Annotated in this window: 16 protein-coding genes and 1 pseudogene; 12 read left to right on the forward strand and 5 right to left on the reverse strand. The window is 38.8% G+C overall.

What is annotated here, in order from left to right; translation table 11 throughout:
- The first annotated feature begins 57 nt into the window (after positions 1 to 57).
- Positions 58 to 612, forward strand: a complete 555-nt coding sequence (locus tag ACIFUW_RS01575) for a CDP-alcohol phosphatidyltransferase family protein (protein ID WP_002294657.1) — start codon at positions 58 to 60, stop codon at positions 610 to 612.
- A 729-nt stretch (positions 613 to 1,341) separates the two neighbouring features.
- Here ACIFUW_RS01575 and ACIFUW_RS01580 read toward each other — a convergent pair.
- Both ACIFUW_RS01580 and ACIFUW_RS01585 read right to left on the reverse strand, forming a co-directional pair.
- Positions 1,342 to 1,656 (reverse strand): DsrE family protein, encoded by a 315-nt coding sequence (locus ACIFUW_RS01580; RefSeq protein WP_002321527.1) that lies wholly within the window; start codon positions 1,654 to 1,656, stop codon positions 1,342 to 1,344.
- A gap of 13 nt (positions 1,657 to 1,669) precedes the next feature.
- Positions 1,670 to 1,930 (reverse strand): metal-sensitive transcriptional regulator, encoded by a 261-nt coding sequence (locus ACIFUW_RS01585; RefSeq protein WP_002294653.1) that lies wholly within the window; start codon positions 1,928 to 1,930, stop codon positions 1,670 to 1,672.
- A 169-nt stretch (positions 1,931 to 2,099) separates the two neighbouring features.
- Here ACIFUW_RS01585 and ACIFUW_RS01590 point away from each other — a divergent pair, with 169 nt between their 5' ends.
- From ACIFUW_RS01590 to ACIFUW_RS01615, 6 genes and pseudogenes are all read left to right on the forward strand, one after another.
- The gene (locus tag ACIFUW_RS01590) at positions 2,100 to 2,414 is read left to right on the forward strand and encodes a rhodanese-like domain-containing protein (RefSeq protein ID WP_002294651.1); all 315 of its coding nucleotides are present in this window, start codon (positions 2,100 to 2,102) and stop codon (positions 2,412 to 2,414) included.
- A 1-nt stretch (position 2,415) separates the two neighbouring features.
- Positions 2,416 to 4,071, forward strand: coding sequence for an FAD-dependent oxidoreductase (locus tag ACIFUW_RS01595; protein ID WP_002294648.1), 1,656 nt, complete (start codon positions 2,416 to 2,418; stop codon positions 4,069 to 4,071).
- Between the two features lie 82 nt (positions 4,072 to 4,153).
- A complete protein-coding gene (locus ACIFUW_RS01600; RefSeq protein WP_002296832.1) occupies positions 4,154 to 6,289 on the forward strand; it encodes a HelD family protein in 2,136 nt (711 codons plus the stop codon).
- A 174-nt stretch (positions 6,290 to 6,463) separates the two neighbouring features.
- The gene (locus ACIFUW_RS01605) at positions 6,464 to 6,973 is read left to right on the forward strand and encodes a hypothetical protein (protein ID WP_002294644.1); all 510 of its coding nucleotides are present in this window, start codon (positions 6,464 to 6,466) and stop codon (positions 6,971 to 6,973) included.
- Positions 6,970 to 8,273, forward strand: a pseudogene (locus ACIFUW_RS01610) (glycosyltransferase family 2 protein). Before ACIFUW_RS01605 ends, ACIFUW_RS01610 begins: the two are co-directional and overlap by 4 nt.
- A gap of 107 nt (positions 8,274 to 8,380) precedes the next feature.
- A complete protein-coding gene (locus tag ACIFUW_RS01615) occupies positions 8,381 to 9,238 on the forward strand; it encodes an LPXTG cell wall anchor domain-containing protein (RefSeq protein ID WP_002289299.1) in 858 nt (285 codons plus the stop codon).
- A gap of 177 nt (positions 9,239 to 9,415) precedes the next feature.
- Here the strand turns inward: ACIFUW_RS01615 and ACIFUW_RS01620 are convergent, their stop codons facing one another.
- Together ACIFUW_RS01620 and ACIFUW_RS01625 are read right to left on the reverse strand one after the other, a co-directional pair.
- Positions 9,416 to 10,711, reverse strand: coding sequence for an ISL3-like element ISEfa11 family transposase (locus tag ACIFUW_RS01620; RefSeq protein WP_002297218.1), 1,296 nt, complete (start codon positions 10,709 to 10,711; stop codon positions 9,416 to 9,418).
- A gap of 160 nt (positions 10,712 to 10,871) precedes the next feature.
- Positions 10,872 to 11,192: a heavy metal-binding domain-containing protein gene (locus tag ACIFUW_RS01625; RefSeq protein WP_002289297.1), complete on the reverse strand. Its 321-nt coding sequence runs from the start codon at positions 11,190 to 11,192 to the stop codon at positions 10,872 to 10,874.
- A 153-nt stretch (positions 11,193 to 11,345) separates the two neighbouring features.
- Between ACIFUW_RS01625 and dhaM the strand changes: the two genes are divergently transcribed.
- The 5 genes from dhaM (at position 11,346) to ACIFUW_RS01650 (ending at position 15,113) form a co-directional block, all read left to right on the forward strand.
- Positions 11,346 to 11,741, forward strand: a complete 396-nt coding sequence (gene dhaM / locus ACIFUW_RS01630; protein ID WP_002304157.1) for a dihydroxyacetone kinase phosphoryl donor subunit DhaM — start codon at positions 11,346 to 11,348, stop codon at positions 11,739 to 11,741.
- A complete protein-coding gene (dhaK, locus tag ACIFUW_RS01635; RefSeq protein WP_002289294.1) occupies positions 11,716 to 12,726 on the forward strand; it encodes a dihydroxyacetone kinase subunit DhaK in 1,011 nt (336 codons plus the stop codon). The genes dhaM and dhaK overlap by 26 nt, the downstream gene beginning before the upstream one ends.
- A 27-nt stretch (positions 12,727 to 12,753) precedes the next feature.
- Positions 12,754 to 13,359 (forward strand): dihydroxyacetone kinase subunit DhaL, encoded by a 606-nt coding sequence (gene dhaL / locus ACIFUW_RS01640; RefSeq protein WP_002289293.1) that lies wholly within the window; start codon positions 12,754 to 12,756, stop codon positions 13,357 to 13,359.
- A gap of 146 nt (positions 13,360 to 13,505) precedes the next feature.
- Positions 13,506 to 14,171: a glucose-6-phosphate 1-dehydrogenase family protein gene (locus ACIFUW_RS01645; RefSeq protein WP_002289292.1), complete on the forward strand. Its 666-nt coding sequence runs from the start codon at positions 13,506 to 13,508 to the stop codon at positions 14,169 to 14,171.
- A 282-nt stretch (positions 14,172 to 14,453) separates the two neighbouring features.
- Complete coding sequence (locus ACIFUW_RS01650) at positions 14,454 to 15,113, forward strand: Crp/Fnr family transcriptional regulator (protein WP_002289290.1); 660 nt, start codon at positions 14,454 to 14,456, stop codon at positions 15,111 to 15,113.
- A 76-nt stretch (positions 15,114 to 15,189) separates the two neighbouring features.
- Here the strand turns inward: ACIFUW_RS01650 and ACIFUW_RS01655 are convergent, their stop codons facing one another.
- On the reverse strand, positions 15,190 to 16,800 hold the full coding sequence (locus ACIFUW_RS01655) for an ABC transporter permease (protein ID WP_002301601.1): 1,611 nt from the start codon (positions 16,798 to 16,800) through the stop codon (positions 15,190 to 15,192).
- Positions 16,801 to 16,809: the final 9 nt, after the last annotated feature.

Here is a 16,809-nt window from a genome sequence, read left to right on the forward strand (position 1 = left end):
ATTCCCCGTGTAAGCTAAAATAAAAAGAAAAGAGTGCTGAGGAGGTAGGGCGATAAAATGAAATTAAGCACAGACTGGCGTAAAGAAATACAAACGATTCCGAATCTTTTATCGATATTCCGTATTTTTTTGCTGCCGATTTATCTTTATTTTGTGCTGAGACAGTCATTTTATATAGCAGGAGCGGTCATTGTTGTCTCAGGTTTGTCTGATTATCTAGACGGGGTCATTGCTCGGAGATATAATCAGGTAACAGACTTAGGGAAGGTGCTTGATCCGTTTGCAGATAAATTGACACAACTTTTTCTGATTTTGTCTATGGCATGGTATCGACCGTGGCTTTGGCTGTTGTTTGGTCTATTCTTGATAAAAGAAGGCTTTATGTTTGTAGCTGGATTAATCGGGCTATCTAAAAATATCAAATTAAGTGGAGCGAAGTGGTATGGCAAAGTAGCGACTGCTGTCATCTATGTTGGCATGATCCTTTTGCTGCTTTTCCCAGAATTACCAACGCTGTGGGTGAGAGTCATTTTTGCCGTCATCACTTACGGTCTTTTACAATCTTTTGTCTTGTATGCTGTCGAGTACCGAAAGATGTTTCAAAGAAAATAAAAAAGGGGTGTGACCTATGTCGCATTCCTTTTTTTGATAAATAGACTCCCAGTAGCTACTTCTCGATAATAAGCCAACCAAACCAAAAACAGGAGAAGTTGTTTTTGAAATTATTTCTTGTGATTCGGAGTTAAATGGTAGGCTCACAACCTCTTGGTAAACGGTGTTCAATCAGCTGACCTTCGGTATTAGCTCAAAAAACGGCAAAATATGAGCAGCTATTTTTCCGTTTGTTTCTCTAATACTCAGGTCAAACCGCTGATTTTACAACCTCTTCCTTAAACGGTATTCAAAAGCCAGTTTCTCGGTATTAAGCCAAATTTATGCAAAAATGTAGAAATCCATTTTCACAAAATTTTTCTTAATACTCGAAACTAAGCGACTTTTTCACAATCTCTTCCTTAAACGGTGTTCAATCAGCTGACCTTCGGTATTAGCTCAAAAAACGGCAAAATATGAGGAGCTATTTTCCCGTTTTTTTCTCTAATACTTAGGTCAAACCGCTGATTTCACAACCTCTTCCTTAAACGGTGTTCAAAAGCTTGCATCTGCGGTAATAAGCCCAACCAAACGAAAAATATGAGAAGCTATTTTTGTTTGGCTGTTCTTATTACTTGATGCAGGACAGCGTTTTCACAACCTTTGATTCACGGTTTTCCAGAAGTAGCTTCTTCGAAAAATAAGCCGAAATTTCTTGAAGCTGATCACTTCTGTCGCAACCTCTACTGACTAAGGCTTGATATAAGCATAACCTTGGGATTGCAGTTCAACTAAATCAAGGACACCTGCTGGTACAACGATTACTTGTTCAGGTAAAGAACTTTCTGAAATATGATTAGCACGCATAGCATTGGCGCAAGCGTGAAAAACGACTCCTTGCAAATCTAAGAATTCTGCATTGGCAGAGTCTAGATAACCGGTAATCGCGATGCCATTTACAGATACGACAATCGTCGTTTCTGGAGAAGCTTTTATCAGGTTTTTTACGTTTTTCCCTGTTTCTGACCATTTTTCTAATTCATCAATATGGAAAACGACTTTCATTGAAATCATTCCTTTACTTTTTAATAATCATCTTGATCGCTTGTTCTAGTTTAGCCGCTTGTTCTTCTGGATTACTATCAGGTTTCTCAAAGCAATTTTTCAGATTATCTGCAACGATCATGCCCATTACGCGATCAATACTAGAACGAACAGCGCTTAATTGAGTGATGACATCCATACATTCTTTTTCGTCTTCGATCATTTTTTGGATACCACGAATTTGTCCCTCTGTACGTTTCAAACGGTTCAGGATATTTTTATTATCAATCTCCATAACACATTCTCCTCTATTTTTATAATTAGATAATACCCCTTATCGGTATTTTATGCAAATATAAAAAGTAGTGAAAAAAATGAAGAGTCATTCTGGTTGACATATTAATAAAGCTCCTGTTTAATATACCCCATGAGGTATTTATAAAAATGTAAATGAGGTGCAGAAAATGAATTTGCTATTTCAATCAATAAAATCGATAACAGTCCCAGAATTAAAGGAAAAGCTTTTGGAAAATCCAGCGTTACTTGATGTTAGAACACCTGCAGAATACCGGGGCGGGCATATAAAAGGAGCTAAAAATGTTCCATTACAAAGTATAAACAGATATGATGGAGACAAAGAAAAGACCGTCTATGTGATTTGTCAATCAGGGATGAGGAGTAAACAAGCAGCTAAAGAATTAAAGAAATCTGGTTATGATGTAGTGAATGTACGTGGTGGCATGAATCAATGGTTTGATCGAACAGTAGGAGGGAAATAAGATGAAAATCGTTATTGTCGGAGGTGTAGCAGGTGGAATGTCTGCTGCTACACGGCTTCGCCGATTAATGGAAGATGCAGAAATCGTTGTTTTTGAAAAAGGACCGTATGTTTCTTTTGCAAATTGCGGCTTGCCTTATTATCTTTCGGGAGAAATCAGTGAACGGGAAAATCTTCTTGTCCAAACGCCAGAATCATTATCCGCTCGTTTTTGTTTAGATGTGCGTCCAAATCATGAAGTGACAGCCATCTTTCCCGAAAACAAAACGGTAGAAGTCGTACATGAGGGTCAAAAACACATTGAACAGTACGATGCATTGGTTTTATCTCCTGGTGCAAAACCAGTTGTTCCATCGATTCCAGGGATAACAGAAGCCGACAATGTTTTTTCTATTAGAAATGTACCAGATATCGATAAAGTGATGCATGCATTAGAAAAACAGCCAAAGCGTGCCGTGATCGTTGGTGCAGGATTCATCGGATTGGAAATGGCAGAAAACCTAAAAAGAAGAGGTTTAGAAGTCATGGTGATCGAACAAGCACCACATATTCTTCCAACACTGGATGAAGAAATGGCAGCTTTTATAGAAAAAGAATTGTCTCATCAAGGAGTAGAAGTGATTACTTCTCATGCTGTCGCTGGATTTGAAGACCACGGGAAACGATTGCGACTGGATGATGGGCGTACCATCCCTGCTGATTTAGTTATTTTATCCATTGGTGTTCGTCCTGATAACCAGCTAGCAGTGACCGCTGGAATCGAATTAGGCATACGCGGGGGTATCCTAGTAGACGAACGTTATCAAACGAATATTCCTGATATTTATGCGGTGGGGGATGCTATCGTTGTAAAACAGCAAATCACTGGAAAAGATGCACTTATTTCTCTTGCTTCACCAGCCAATCGTCAAGGTAGACAAGTTGCGGACACGATTTCCGGAATTTCTCGAAGAAATCAAGGCGGTATTGGAACAGCAATTATACGAACGTTTGGAATGACTGCCGCATCCACCGGTTTAAGTGAAAGAACAGCCAAAGAAAACGAACTGTCTTTTGAAGTCATTCATGTATCAGGAAAAGATCATGCAAGCTATTATCCAGAAGCAACAGATATTTTACTGAAGTTGATCTTCCATCCAGAGACTGGCGAGATTTATGGTGCACAAGGTGTTGGGGCAAAAGGTGTGGATAAACGGATCGATATTTTAGCAACAGCAATCAAAGGGCATTTGACGATCTTCGATTTACCGGAATTAGAATTGACGTATGCACCGCCATTTGGCTCAGCCAAAGATCCAGTAAACATGCTAGGATATGCAGCAATGAACATTGCAGAAGGGCTTAGTGAAACCGTACAATGGCATGAATTGCCGACAGAACTAGCAAAAGGAAAAATTTTATTAGATGTGCGAACAGCAGAAGAATTGGAAAAGGGCAAATTCAAGGAAGCCAAACATATCCCTTTGAATGAACTTCGGGACCGATTAAATGAATTAGACAGCCAACAAGAATATATCGTCAGCTGTCATAGCGGATTACGTAGCTATCTAGCGGAAAGAATCTTGAAGCAGTCTGGCTACCACGTAAAAAACCTTGATGGTGCATTTTCTTTATATCAAACTGTCCGACCTGAAGAACTGATATATCCTAACAAATGATACTCGTTAAAAAGCTTGCATTCGACTCTTAAAAGAGGTAAACTAATCGGTTCCACCACTTTAAAAAAAGAGGAGAATGTGTATGGTCAACACACAAAAACAGTTAGAAGAAGCATATCTGAAGAACGTGTATCAAAAGCTAATTGATAAAAAAAACGAACTGCGGGAATCGATGGATACGGCAAAAATAGAAGGAAACCAGTCGTTGAAAGAAATGGCTGGCGAGCTTCGATTGAATTTTGACAGTTACTTAGATAACCTGGATACTTTTTCGATGATTGAAATGAAAAATAGAGAAATCGATCAGATGAATATCAAACAGAAAAACGCAGAAAATCAGCTAGCAAAGATCGAACGTTTATTGAAAAGTCCCTACTTTGGAAAAGTCGTTGTAGACTTTCTGGATAATGAGCCAAAAGAATCCTTTTATATCGGTACAGCAAATTTCACAGATGATGCAGATGAAAATCTTGTTTATGATTGGCGTTCACCAATTGCCGAACTTTTTTACAATAACATGATTGGTCCATCTTCTTATACGGTTCGTCAAAATAAAATCGATACGGTTATTAAAGAAAGACGACAATTTCTTTTGGAAAGAGATCGTTTGGTCAAGTTTTTTGATACGTCTGTAGCTATTCAAGATGACGTATTATTAGAAGTCTTAGGCCAAGATGAGACCAATGAAATGAAGGCTATCACTGCTACGATCCAATCGGAACAAAACACAATCATTCGGGATGTGAAAAGTCAAAATATCTTGGTAAATGGCGTAGCAGGAAGTGGTAAAACCTCTGCTATCATGCAGCGTATTGCGTATCTGCTCTATTTATATCGAGATACGATGACATCCGATGACTTGCTGATTCTATCACCTAATCATCGGTTTATCGACTATATTTCGAATGTCCTACCATCATTAGGTGAAAGAAATCCACTGAATCTAACCATCATACAGCTGGTTTCACAGCTTTCAGCAGAGGAAATAGAAGGTGAAGAGGCTTATTTCAAACGTATCACGGGAGAAAATGTATCGGAGCAGACAGAACGTTTGCGTAGCAAAAAGTTTATCGATAATCTAAAACAATCAGATCCTTTGTTTTTAGATCATCCGAATTTTATCCGTGGACTTACTAAAAATGGAAAAACAGTCCTTTCTAAAAAAACGATCGAAAAAATATATGAGAAAGTTCCTGCTCATCCTAAATTGATCGATAGGCTTCAAGCAACGAAAAAGGCACTGATGAGCGAATGGAAGAATCATCTTTTGAAACAAGCAAAAAGTCCTGCTGTGCAGAATCAGGTACTCTCGTTGACAGAAGATAGGCAGTTGGAATTATTCGGTAAATTGATTTCTGATGATTCGGAACAAAGTATTGTAGCTTATGCAAGGAAACTTTTACAAAAAAAATATCGAAAAATAACCAGACAAATCGAAGAAATGGCATGGGTGGATGAGCATCAGTTGTTTGAAAGAATTTATGAAAAACGATATGGCTCAGCTTATGCTTGGCAACCCACACGTACTGTTGATGAAGCAGTCATTATATTAGCTATTCGTCATTTACTTGTTGAAAAGGTAAATGTACCAGCATTTCGCTATCTATTGATTGATGAAGTACAAGATTATACCCTGGCACAATTAGGTCTATTGATCGAATTATTTCCAAAAACTCACTTTACTTTAGTAGGTGACGAGAATCAGGCAATCTTTAATTCTTCCACTACTTTTGCTGATATTATGCGTTGTTTCGACGACTACCATCTGCCGATCCATCGGTATGATCTTAGAAATAGTTACCGTTCTAGCGGAGCAATCACAGAGCTTTTCAAAACCTATGCTGTGGATCAAGAGAAGATCGACATCGTATCGATCCGACCGCAAGGAAAAGAACCCGAATACCGCTCTTTTCGATCCTCTGAAGAATTGTTGAAAATACTAGCTGAGATTTTGGTTTCTCTAAAAGGAGAAAAAGCGGCAGTTATCACCCAAACAGAAGAGGAAACCCAAACGCTACAAGAATCGATTAAAAAAAATTCATATGGATTAGAAAACTGCCAAATCATTCCTTTGAGTCTAGCAAAAGGACTGGAATTTGATCATGTAATCTTATATCCATTTGAAAACGATGGAGATGAGCAAAGAAGACGCAGACAAATGTACACGGCGATATCTAGAGGAATGAAAAGCATTGTCGTATTGGAAAGAGCAACATAATTAAGAGATAAAAAATAAAAAGAACAACTGATAAAAAGAACAAAATATTTTTCATTTACTGATGAGAAATGTTTTGTTCTTTTTCTTAGGAAAAATTTAGGAACACTTTATGTGAAAAGAAATGAAATGTATGGTAAACTCCTACGTCGTAACAAAAAAACGTGAGGTGAGGATATGAAAAAAGTAACAAGAGAAGAAGTTGCATCAATTTTGGTGAAAGATAAGTATTTTTCAAAAGGTAATTACTGGTTAAAGATTTGGCAAACGTTAGTGGCTCTTTTAGGATGGATGATCGTTGTTCTTCCTTTTATATGGGTCTTTTTCCCATTAACGAGACCAGAAAGAGCCAAGGATTTTTCCTTGTACGCTTTTTTATCAGAAAAGAAAATGCTGTATTTCTTAATCGGCTTTTTTGTATTGATTTTTTTCAGTTTCCTGATTACCTCATTTGTATTGACTAGGTGGAACAATCGAAATCTATACAAAAAAGTAAATAAATCTTTTGAATATGAAGATGAAAAATTGAAAAAAAGACAAGAATTACTTGAAGAAGTGTATACGGAACGTTTTGGAACAAAAGAAGAGAGAGAAACGGTCCGTTTTTATTCTGTCTCCGAAGAGAAAAATCTAGATACGACATTCATTGCAGATTTGTATAAAGAAAATGGGGTGGAACTGAAATGATCTCAATCACCCATACAGGTAATTTATTCTTAGATACTTGTTTGTCTATTATGTATTTTTTCTCGTTTCTTATCCGATTTTAGGCGGATTTGTATGGTTTATTGGTGTCTGGTGTTATGTGTTTTTATACAAACATAAGCAAAAAGAATGGGTAGATGTTCCCTTGAGTGTCGAACCGTTCATCACGATCATGGTGCCAGCCCATAATGAAGAAATTGTGATCGAAGATACAATCGAGTATTTGATGACGAAATTGAATTATCACAACTATGAGGTATTAGTGACAGACGATGGTTCAACGGACCAAACACCAGAAATATTAGCTAGACTGATGAAAAAATACGCTAATCTTCGTGTGGTTCGGATCGAAAAAAATAAAGGAAAAGCCCACGCGTTTAATATCGGACTTGCCTTTGCAAAAGGGAAATTGATTTTAAGCAATGATGCAGACACGGTACCGGAGCCAGATGCACTGATTAGGTATGTGAATTATTTCATTCGCCCTGGTGCAAGACATATTGCTGCGGTCACTGCAAATATGGATGTCCAAAATCGTACCAAATTGATTGCAAAATCTCAAACGGTTGAATTCTCAAGTATCGTGGGCATCATTAAACGAACACAGTCAGCTGTTTTCGGTGGTCTTTATGCGTACAGTGGAGCAAATACGATGTATCGAAAAGAAGCCTTGATCGATGTGGGCGGATTCAGACAAGATCGAGCGACAGAAGACATCAGTATTGCTTGGGATCATCAGTTAAATGACTGGTTATCTGTTTTTGCTCCTGAGATTATCTTTTTCATGGAAGTACCTGTGACGTTGAAGATGCTATATCGACAAAGAAAACGTTGGGCAAAAGGTGGAACAGAAGTCTGGCTGACGAATTTCAAAAAAGTGATGCTCCATCCTTTTAAACATATTGGAAGAACGATCATCTTCATTGATCAAACATTGAGTATTGTCTGGTCAATATTCTTTTGTATTTCCGTAGTTCTTTTTGCTGGATTAATCGGGCATTATGTATATCAAGGAAACTACGAACAGATTTATATTACTTTTACATTCAGTTTTGTGTTCATCTGCTTTGAAATGGTCGCAGGATTTTTCCAGTTGCTAGCTTCGCTGATTGTAGATGATCGACGAAGAAAATTGAAATACCTTCTTTTCGCACCACTATATATGCTTTTGTTCTGGATAGTGAACGCGATAACGATCGTGACGACTTTCATTCCAGCAGTCAAAACGATTTTAGGTTATGGAAGCGGGACATGGAAAAGCCCGGAACGTACAAAAAAATAAAAGATGCACCGTTTTTTAGACAAACAGCCTGTTGTGTTTATGGTTCTTCCAAACATTTTTGCTTATAATAAGAAATTAGTTAAAAAGTAGTAAGGATGGGAAAAGTGATGAAAAAAAGAATGAAGCCGTTAATCTGGCCAATTGCTGTTTCCAGTATTTTCTTATTGGGACAGACAGCTTTTGCGGAAACTTCTGAACCTGCTCAAACAGAACCTTCAACAACTATAAGCTCTTCTGGTGCTGAAAACGGTGCCTCGGAAACAGAAATGACTTCCAATGTACCGACAGATAATTCAGGAGAAACGATTTCATCTTCAGAAGATACATCAATAAATAGTTCTACCTCTTCTGACCAAATCGATCATTTGCAAGACTTGGAAAATAAAAGAAAAGAACTCGAAGAAGCATTAGAAGCTGCAAAAAACAAATTGAAAGAAGACCAAGCAGCAATCGATCAAGATTTAGCTGATCTTAAAAATAAAGTGGGAAATGACCGTGCACAACTTGAGAAAAAGCTTGCCGAAGCGAAAGCAAAAGCGGAAGCTGTCCAAACAGATCTTGACGGGAAGATCCAACAAGCAAAAGAATTCAATCAGCAATTAAATCAGGTTGCTCAAACAGCTTCTGGAAAGCTAAGTCAAACTCAAGCGGATATCACAGCGGCAAGTCAAGCAATCCACGGAAAGATCAGCGAAGCACAAACAGTTGCTAATGATTTTGAAGCAAAAAAAGCTGACTTAGCAGCTAGTTTCCAACGAATAAAAGATATTTTGCATTCGGCAGGAGAAAAATCAGTGACCTCTGGAAGCACGACAGAAACAGTTCAGCAAACGACAGAGCCATCCAAATCAACAAGTCAGACTTTGCCAAAAACAAATGAAAAAACAGCTTCTGTCAGTTATTCCTTAGCAGGGGCGGGTGTGTTAGTCGCAGCAGCTTACGGAATCATCCGCAAAAAGAAATAAAAAAGAGAGGATGGGAAGGTAGAGTACCTCGAAGTTAGACTGAAAAATCTAATTCTTGAGTGCCACTACATGTCCCATCTCTCTTTAGTTATTAAGGCTCTTTGTCAATAAGGACTGATGAGTTGTGCAAAATCAAATCTGAGTCAGAATGAACCACATTCTGGCTCAGATTTTTTGTTATCTTACATTGATTAATTGATTGATCAAAAAGATTCTAATTCTCATGTTCTCAAATGATTTAAATCCGTAGGATACTCGTTTCATTGTCTTTATGTGGGTATTCTTCGCTTCTATTTTTCCATTGGAATAAGGATAGATCATTGCGTTGGTGATGCCTTCTTCATAGGTCAGAAGGTTTTGAAGCTTTTCCCGAAAGCTGTCATCTAACGTTTCGGGAAGTTCTGCCAATAAGGAGAAAAATAAGTCAGGGTCTTTGTCTCGAAAGGCTTCAACTAATTCATGAAAAAAGGGATACGCCTCCTTTAGGGGCGGAGAAAACTCAAGCAATCGATCAATCATCATTGCTTCAGTAAGAAATGGGTATTTTGGTGCTCGGAAACTTTTCCATGTTTTGTATTCATAATGGTTGATGTTTGCACGATTTTTTAGCAAAAAGCGCCAGTTCTTTTTCAGTTTTTCTGCCTGGCTTTTCTGTCCGGCTTTACGAAGTTCATTCATTTCACGGATACGCAACTCATTGAACGCTTGATTCATGTGTTTGACAATATGAAACCGATCAATCACGACTTTCGCATTTGGCAGAACACGTTTGGTGAGCTGGAAGTAGGCGGCGTTCATGTCTGTCACCAAGAATTCTACTTCTTCTGGATTGGTACAACCTAAGAAATAGCTTGTTAATCGAGGTAATTTACGCGTAGGCAAAACATCTATTAATTTTCCTGTTTCGCCATCCGCGCAAATAAAGCTCATCTTATCTTCTATGGAAGCATGCGAACGAAATTCGTCAACCATCAATACTCTGGGGAGGATCTTCTTAGATTGCTTTGGTAAATAGCTTTTAAACTCTTTCAATGTACGAATAACGGTGGTCAAAGATACCTGACAGCTTTTCGCAATAAAAGATAAAGATACTTTTTCAGTCAGTAAAGAAGCAATTTTATATCTAACATGATTTGCGATTGAATGTCTGGGTTGGACAAAATAACTTTGAGCCGTCCAATGGGTGCGACAGTTTTTACAGGTATAGCGTTGCTTTTTTAGGCGCATAACCAAAGGCATATGATTGTATTGTTCAAAACGGACAATCGTTTCCTTTTTTCCATTTTTCACTATAATTGCTTTCCCGTTTCCATCTACCACAGTAGAACCACAACTTCTACAAGCACGAGGAGTAGGCGAGAGAACAGCATCGACGACCAACGTCTTTTTCTTCTGAAGGGTCTCGTAAGAGACCTCTGTAATCATCAAATCTTTCTCTGTTATTCTCAGCATTTTTTTGATAGAATCATTCATATAGCGTATCGTCCTCTCAGTTGTTTATTTTGTGGTGATTTAATCATACTAGAGAACGATATGTTTTTTAATACCTAAAATGAAAATGGGGCTGAAGAATCAATTCTGATTCATCAGTCCCATAAATTATAGAGCCGTTATTAAAACAGATGTCCCCTACTTATCTCGTGGAGACAGCTGTTCCACTACATGTGACCATCAGCATGCCATTGTCGCTGCCTAATACTTCATAGTCCATTTTTACGCCAATGATCGCATCAGCTCCTAATGCTTTTGCACGTTCGGCCATTTCGGCAAGTGCTTCTTCTCTTGCACCCATTAGTTCGTTTTCATAGCTTTTTGAGCGGCCGCCAAAGATATTTCGCAACCCCGCCTCCAAGTCTTTAAATGCATGGATCCCAGTAATGACCTCACCAAAAACGATCCCTTTATAAGCTACTACGGCTTTTCCCTCTACACTGTTCGTTGTTGTTGTAATCATTCGATCACTCCTCTCTTTTAATTAAAGTATAACAAACTTCAAGAAGCACTACACATATTTTCCCAAAATTAGAAATTTATTATATACTTGAATTGTTCATTAATGAAAGCGAAACCAATCGTTAGCAACTATGTAAAAGAAAGGAAGATTCTTGTGAAAAAAAGTATTTTGCTTATTTCTCATAGTCAAAAAGTAACAGATGGTATTAAAGAAATGATTGAGCAGATGCAAAAATCCGAAGAGGTGCAAATTTTTTCTCTCGGCGGAATAAATGGCGAGATCGGATCAGACCCGATGAAAATCGTAGAAGCAGTCAATGAATCAAGCGATGCAGCTAGTTATTTTGTTTTTGCGGATATCGGTAGCGCGGTATTGAACTCGGAACTGGCAAAAGACATGTTGGAAGAAGAGCAGCAGCAACGTTATCATCTGGTGGATGCGCCTTTAGTGGAAGGAGCTTTTGCAGCAGCCATCACTGCCGGTATAACAGATGATACTCAGCAAATCTTAACAGAAGCACAAAATGCCGGAAAGAAAGGATGGGAATAAATTGAAAAAAATCATGAATGATCCAAGCAATATTGTCGAAGAAATGCTGGAAGGATTAGTAAAAAGCTATCCAGAACTTGTTCATCGTGTAGAATCTTCCCGTGTTGTAGCCAAGAATCAGAAAGCGGAACAAGTTGGTTTGGTTTCTGGTGGAGGAAGCGGACATGAACCATCCCATGCCGGGTTTGTAGGGGAAGGGATGTTAAGTGCAGCGGTGCTTGGTGATGTGTTTACTTCTCCAACTCCAGATCAGATTCAGACGGCTATTAAGGAAGCGGATAGTGGAAAAGGAGTTTTGCTGATCGTTAAGAATTATACAGGGGATGCATTGAACTTCGATATGGCAAAGGAATTAGCTGCTATGGACGATATTGAAGTAGAAAGTGTGATCGTAGATGATGATATCGCCGTTGAAAATAGTACGTATACTGCTGGAAAACGCGGAGTTGCAGGTACTGTCCTTGTACACAAAATCGTGGGCGATGCAGCAAGAAACGGTGCTTCCCTAGCTGAGTTGAAAGAACTGGGAGAAAAGGTCGTACAGGCAACTAAGACGATCGGTCTAGCGCTTCGAGCAGCAACTGTACCAGAAGTAGGGAAACCAGGATTCGAACTAGGAGAAGATGAGATCGAGTATGGTGTTGGTATCCACGGTGAGCCAGGCTATCGTCGAGAAAAGATGCAGCCTTCTAAAGTACTGGCAAAGGAACTTGTTACTAAGATTTTAGATGATTACTCGAATTTACCAAAAGAAGCAGGTGTACTAGTCAACGGAATGGGCGGGACGCCTTTGATGGAACAGTTCGTGTTCATGAATGATGTTTTAGCTCTGTTGGAAGAAAGAGGCGTCAATGTAGTTTTCCGAAAAGTCGGTAATTTTATGACCTCACTAGATATGCAAGGTCTTTCTCTAACACTGATCGACTTGACGGAGACACAATGGAAAGATTCTTTAGAAAGCAATGTACAGACGATTTCATGGTAAAAAATCTCAAGATAAAAGGGTGATAATATGAAACTAACCGTTCAAGAAATCCAAGAATGGCTCACGCAATTTGCAGAGGCAATCAATCAGAACAAACAATATCTCAGTGATCTAGATACCCCGATTGGCGATGGAGACCATGGAAATAACATGGGAAGAGGGGTTTCAGCTTATGAAGAAGCTTTTCAAGCCGATCATCCTGAAACAATCAGCGATACATTCAAAGTATTCTCTATGGCGATGATATCGAAAGTCGGTGGGGCTTCTGGTCCGTTATACGGATCTGCATTCATGAACATGATGAAAGCGACAAAAGAGGTCGATTCTATTGATTCTCAAGAAAAATTAGGCGAAGTGATCGAGCAGGGAACAGCGGGTATTCAAAGCCGAGGAAAGGCAGAAGCTGACGATAAAACGATGTTAGATGTTTGGCTGCCAGTCACAGAGGCATTGAAGGCAGGGAATTTAACAAAAGAAATCATTGACCAGGCAAAAGAACACACCAAAGTCTTGGTAGCTAAAAAAGGACGAGCTTCCTATCTAGGAGAGCGTGCAATCGGACATATCGACCCAGGAGCTGCTTCTAGTGCCATTTTATTTTCAACGCTTTTAGATGTGATCAATCAACCTTAAGTTCAATAAAACTGCGGTGATGCTCATCGCAGTTTTTTGTTTGGCTGTTCTTATGACTTGATGCAGAACAGCTTTTTCACAACCTCTATTTGTCCATATCGCAAAATTCAGGTAGAATACAAAAGATAACGGAAAGAGGCGAAACAATGGAACTTGGAAAATCAGATTATCAGTTGTTTGATCGACCAATCTACGCATTCAAACAGCTCAAAGAGAGCCATCCAACAGATAAGATTGAACAAATCAAGAAAGAATATAAAGAACACTGGCAAAAATGGAAAGAGATTCAGCTCCAGACAGCTGCACTTTTGCCTGATATGTACGGCATGAGCAAACCTAAAATCGAAAGCTGGACGAATGGCTGGAATTTACGCAGTCATTTTTGGAGCGCGTACCGAAGCGAATCTCGTCAAGACGAGAATGCCTGTCTAGCAGTTTTGTTGAATCAAAAACAATACCAAATCTATTTGATGTACCAACATTATAAAAGCGAAGAACGATATGGTAGCATTGCAGCGTATAACCAGTTGCTTGCGATACTGAAAGAGTGGAGCAAAACAGTCGATATCAAGGATTATTACATATGGCCGCAACCAGAACATGAACTTGACGACCACTTAGCTTTGTCTGACTATTTGTCCGATACAAAGAAACAAGAAGAGTTGAAAAAAGCGATGAGAGACCGAACCTTTCAAATGGGTAAACTATTCTTCTATCCGCAAGAAATCGAACACGTTGAGCAAATAACCGCTGAAACCTTACAAGAACTAGCACCACTATATCAAAAGCTAGGTGCGGAAAAATTTCAATAGACAACACGAAATAAGCAATGCGAAAAACAAACCTTACTCTCGGCTTGCGAGTGAAGGTTTGTTTTTGATTATTCAAAAAGTAAATATTTAAAAAATTGATAGGAATCAATTACTTAAGGTCTCAAAAGAAGGAAAATAAAGCAAGGGACAAAAAGAAATCCACTCTATTTGCTGGTATCTGGTTCGCTTGACGTTTATGCTATGATAAAAGAAAATTATCAGTTGGAATAAGGGAAGTTATGTTTCTTTATTAGAAATAGCTGTTTAGAAGGAGGAGAGATTATGAGTCATGATCATTTATGTGTTTCATTTGTTCCTTTGTTCAATCACTTAGTACAGCAAGATCAAGAAAAAGTACACGCACTTGTCAAACATCACTATGTGGAAAAAGGAGAACAGATTCTTGCGCCGAATGGAGAACCTCAATTAGTGATCGTGGCCTCCGGCAGTATGAAAGTGTATCAATTATCTGCTAGCGGAAAGGAACAGCTTTTACGAGTAATAGAGCCGGGCGGATATGAGGGAGAGAGCCAGTTGCTAGGCGTTCCAAATGAGTCTTTATTTGGCGAAGCACTAGAAAAAACGGAAATTTGCATATTGAGACAAAAAGATTTCTCGGAACTCTTACTGCATTATCCCGCCCTTAGTCTGAAACTTTTAGCAATCAACGTTGAGAAATTAACAAAAGTACAGCAGCAGACAACTTTTTTGATGATGGAAAAAGTAGAAGAACGAGTCGCTGTCTATCTGCTTGACTTAGCTAAAGCGACAGGGAAGGATCACTTTTTCCTGCCAATGAAAATGAAAGAACTTGCTGCATTTATCGGTACGACCCCCGAAACTTTATCTAGAAAATTTAAATTATTAGAGGAGAATGGTTATGTAAAAAGAAAGAATCGAGAAGTCTGGATCATTGATAAAGAGCAGTTAGAAGACTTGTAAATAAAAAAATGACCTCCAAATGTTGGATTTTTGACCCAGATTTGGAGGCTAGCATGAAATTGTACATGCTTTTTTATTATCCTTCTAGTAAGTCTCTTCGCCTATAACCAATAGAACCAAGGACGAACAGTGCAAGGCTGATACATGATAACGTAAGGAACACGGAAAGATCAAAAGAATCGTTTGGCATCCGTGGAACCCAGCTAGGGACAGCTGTTTTGGAAAACCATTCTGGTAAATCCAAAATTCCGCCAAAGTAATTGAGTGCAAAGGAGTAAGCTAAGTAGATATAAGCAAGTTTACCCATTCGAGGAAGCCATCCGAATAGAAAGCCACTAATTCCGATAAACACTAAAACGGCAGGCAGGAAATTGAACCCGGCTTTAAGAAACATCAATAGATCCATGTCTTTCGCATCCTTCATCGAAGCCAAAGCAGAAAGCCCTAGTGCACCAGAACTAATCAGGATTGCCAATATAGCAAATAGAATAGCTAGTAACATATTGGTCCAATAAAGTTGGTTCCTAGAAATTTTTGTTGCGAACAGCTGATTCATACGTCCGTGGGTTTCTTCTGTAAATAAACGATTGATGCTAGCAATTGGTAAAATAGCAGCTAGACAAATCAAGACGACCATGATCGTGCTTGTAAAGTTTTTTTCAATTGAGACGCCAGATTGGATAAACATCTGTTTCATTAAGTCGTTACTTTCTAAAAACTGTTGCATATTCCCGTAGATAGAGCCGTATGCCGCCCCCATCAAACCAAAAGTGATAAGCCAACTGATTGTCATCCCTTTATTTAGATAGAATAATAAACCACGCAAGGATAAAAGAGAACGTTTAGCATACGGTTTTCCTTCACGTTCGGGGATATAGCCGGTGTTCAAATCTCGATGTTCCTCTAAAACAAATGAACTGATTATCAAGATTAGACTGAACAAAAACAAATAAAGCAAAGGAATCCAGTTGTTAGTTGTAAATGGATAGGTCAAATAAGACCAGCCTAAAGGATTCCACATCGAAAGGGAGGAATCAGCTACATCTGTTATTGCTCGTAGAAGGTAAAGTCCACCTAAAAACGCTAAAGACAGACCATTCGAACTGGCTGAACTTGGCATCAGTTGTGCAGCAAACAGTGCAACGGCACTCCCCAAAATCCCCATACTACCTACAGATAGCCCAAAAAGCCAAGCACCTTCTGCAGTGATCGAATCTGCTTGGAAAAAAATCATCGTACAGCTGATCGATATTGCTAAAAGCAAATTGATCAGAATACTTTCAGCGATGACAGCTAAAGAGTTTGCTTGACGTCCGACTCGAAAGGAACGAATAAGTTCAATCAGACCAAGTTCTTCTTTTTTTCTCGTTTGGCTCACCACGTGTAAAACAGAGATCACAGCAGCAAACAAACTGCAAAAAAGCAACATTTCATTTGCATACATCGCTCCTAAAGTATACTCAGCAGCATTCGAAGCTGGAGTTGGTCCGACCATTGCAATCATTGCCGGGTTTTGCAAGGTTTCGTATAATCCAGCTAATCCTTGTCCGGAAGTCAATTCTTCAAACGCAGGGACAAAACCACCAGAAAAAGCAGTGACACCGACTAGCCATATCAGGATCTTTTTCCAGTCACGGCTAAGGTTTTGAGAAAAAAGGGTGGACCAGCGTGAAAATTTATCAGTCATTTCGCTTCC

This window comes from Enterococcus sp. PLH-Efm8 (genome assembly GCF_053011625.1).

What these genes read in the sequence shown, in the direction of transcription:
- ACIFUW_RS01620 (WP_002297218.1), bottom strand. Translation starts at nt 10,711, where the DNA reads ATGAATGATTCTATCAAAAAAATGCTGAGAATAACAGAGAAAGATTTG.
- dhaL (WP_002289293.1), top strand. Translation starts at nt 12,754, where the DNA reads ATGAAACTAACCGTTCAAGAAATCCAAGAATGGCTCACGCAATTTGCA.
- ACIFUW_RS01625 (WP_002289297.1), bottom strand. Translation starts at nt 11,192, where the DNA reads ATGATTACAACAACAACGAACAGTGTAGAGGGAAAAGCCGTAGTAGCT.
- ACIFUW_RS01590 (WP_002294651.1), top strand. Translation starts at nt 2,100, where the DNA reads ATGAATTTGCTATTTCAATCAATAAAATCGATAACAGTCCCAGAATTA.
- ACIFUW_RS01615 (WP_002289299.1), top strand. Translation starts at nt 8,381, where the DNA reads ATGAAAAAAAGAATGAAGCCGTTAATCTGGCCAATTGCTGTTTCCAGT.
- ACIFUW_RS01600 (WP_002296832.1), top strand. Translation starts at nt 4,154, where the DNA reads ATGGTCAACACACAAAAACAGTTAGAAGAAGCATATCTGAAGAACGTG.
- ACIFUW_RS01650 (WP_002289290.1), top strand. Translation starts at nt 14,454, where the DNA reads ATGAGTCATGATCATTTATGTGTTTCATTTGTTCCTTTGTTCAATCAC.
- ACIFUW_RS01575 (WP_002294657.1), top strand. Translation starts at nt 58, where the DNA reads ATGAAATTAAGCACAGACTGGCGTAAAGAAATACAAACGATTCCGAAT.
- ACIFUW_RS01655 (WP_002301601.1), bottom strand. Translation starts at nt 16,800, where the DNA reads ATGACTGATAAATTTTCACGCTGGTCCACCCTTTTTTCTCAAAACCTT.
- ACIFUW_RS01580 (WP_002321527.1), bottom strand. Translation starts at nt 1,656, where the DNA reads ATGAAAGTCGTTTTCCATATTGATGAATTAGAAAAATGGTCAGAAACA.
- ACIFUW_RS01605 (WP_002294644.1), top strand. Translation starts at nt 6,464, where the DNA reads ATGAAAAAAGTAACAAGAGAAGAAGTTGCATCAATTTTGGTGAAAGAT.
- ACIFUW_RS01645 (WP_002289292.1), top strand. Translation starts at nt 13,506, where the DNA reads ATGGAACTTGGAAAATCAGATTATCAGTTGTTTGATCGACCAATCTAC.
- ACIFUW_RS01585 (WP_002294653.1), bottom strand. Translation starts at nt 1,930, where the DNA reads ATGGAGATTGATAATAAAAATATCCTGAACCGTTTGAAACGTACAGAG.
- dhaK (WP_002289294.1), top strand. Translation starts at nt 11,716, where the DNA reads ATGCCGGAAAGAAAGGATGGGAATAAATTGAAAAAAATCATGAATGAT.
- ACIFUW_RS01595 (WP_002294648.1), top strand. Translation starts at nt 2,416, where the DNA reads ATGAAAATCGTTATTGTCGGAGGTGTAGCAGGTGGAATGTCTGCTGCT.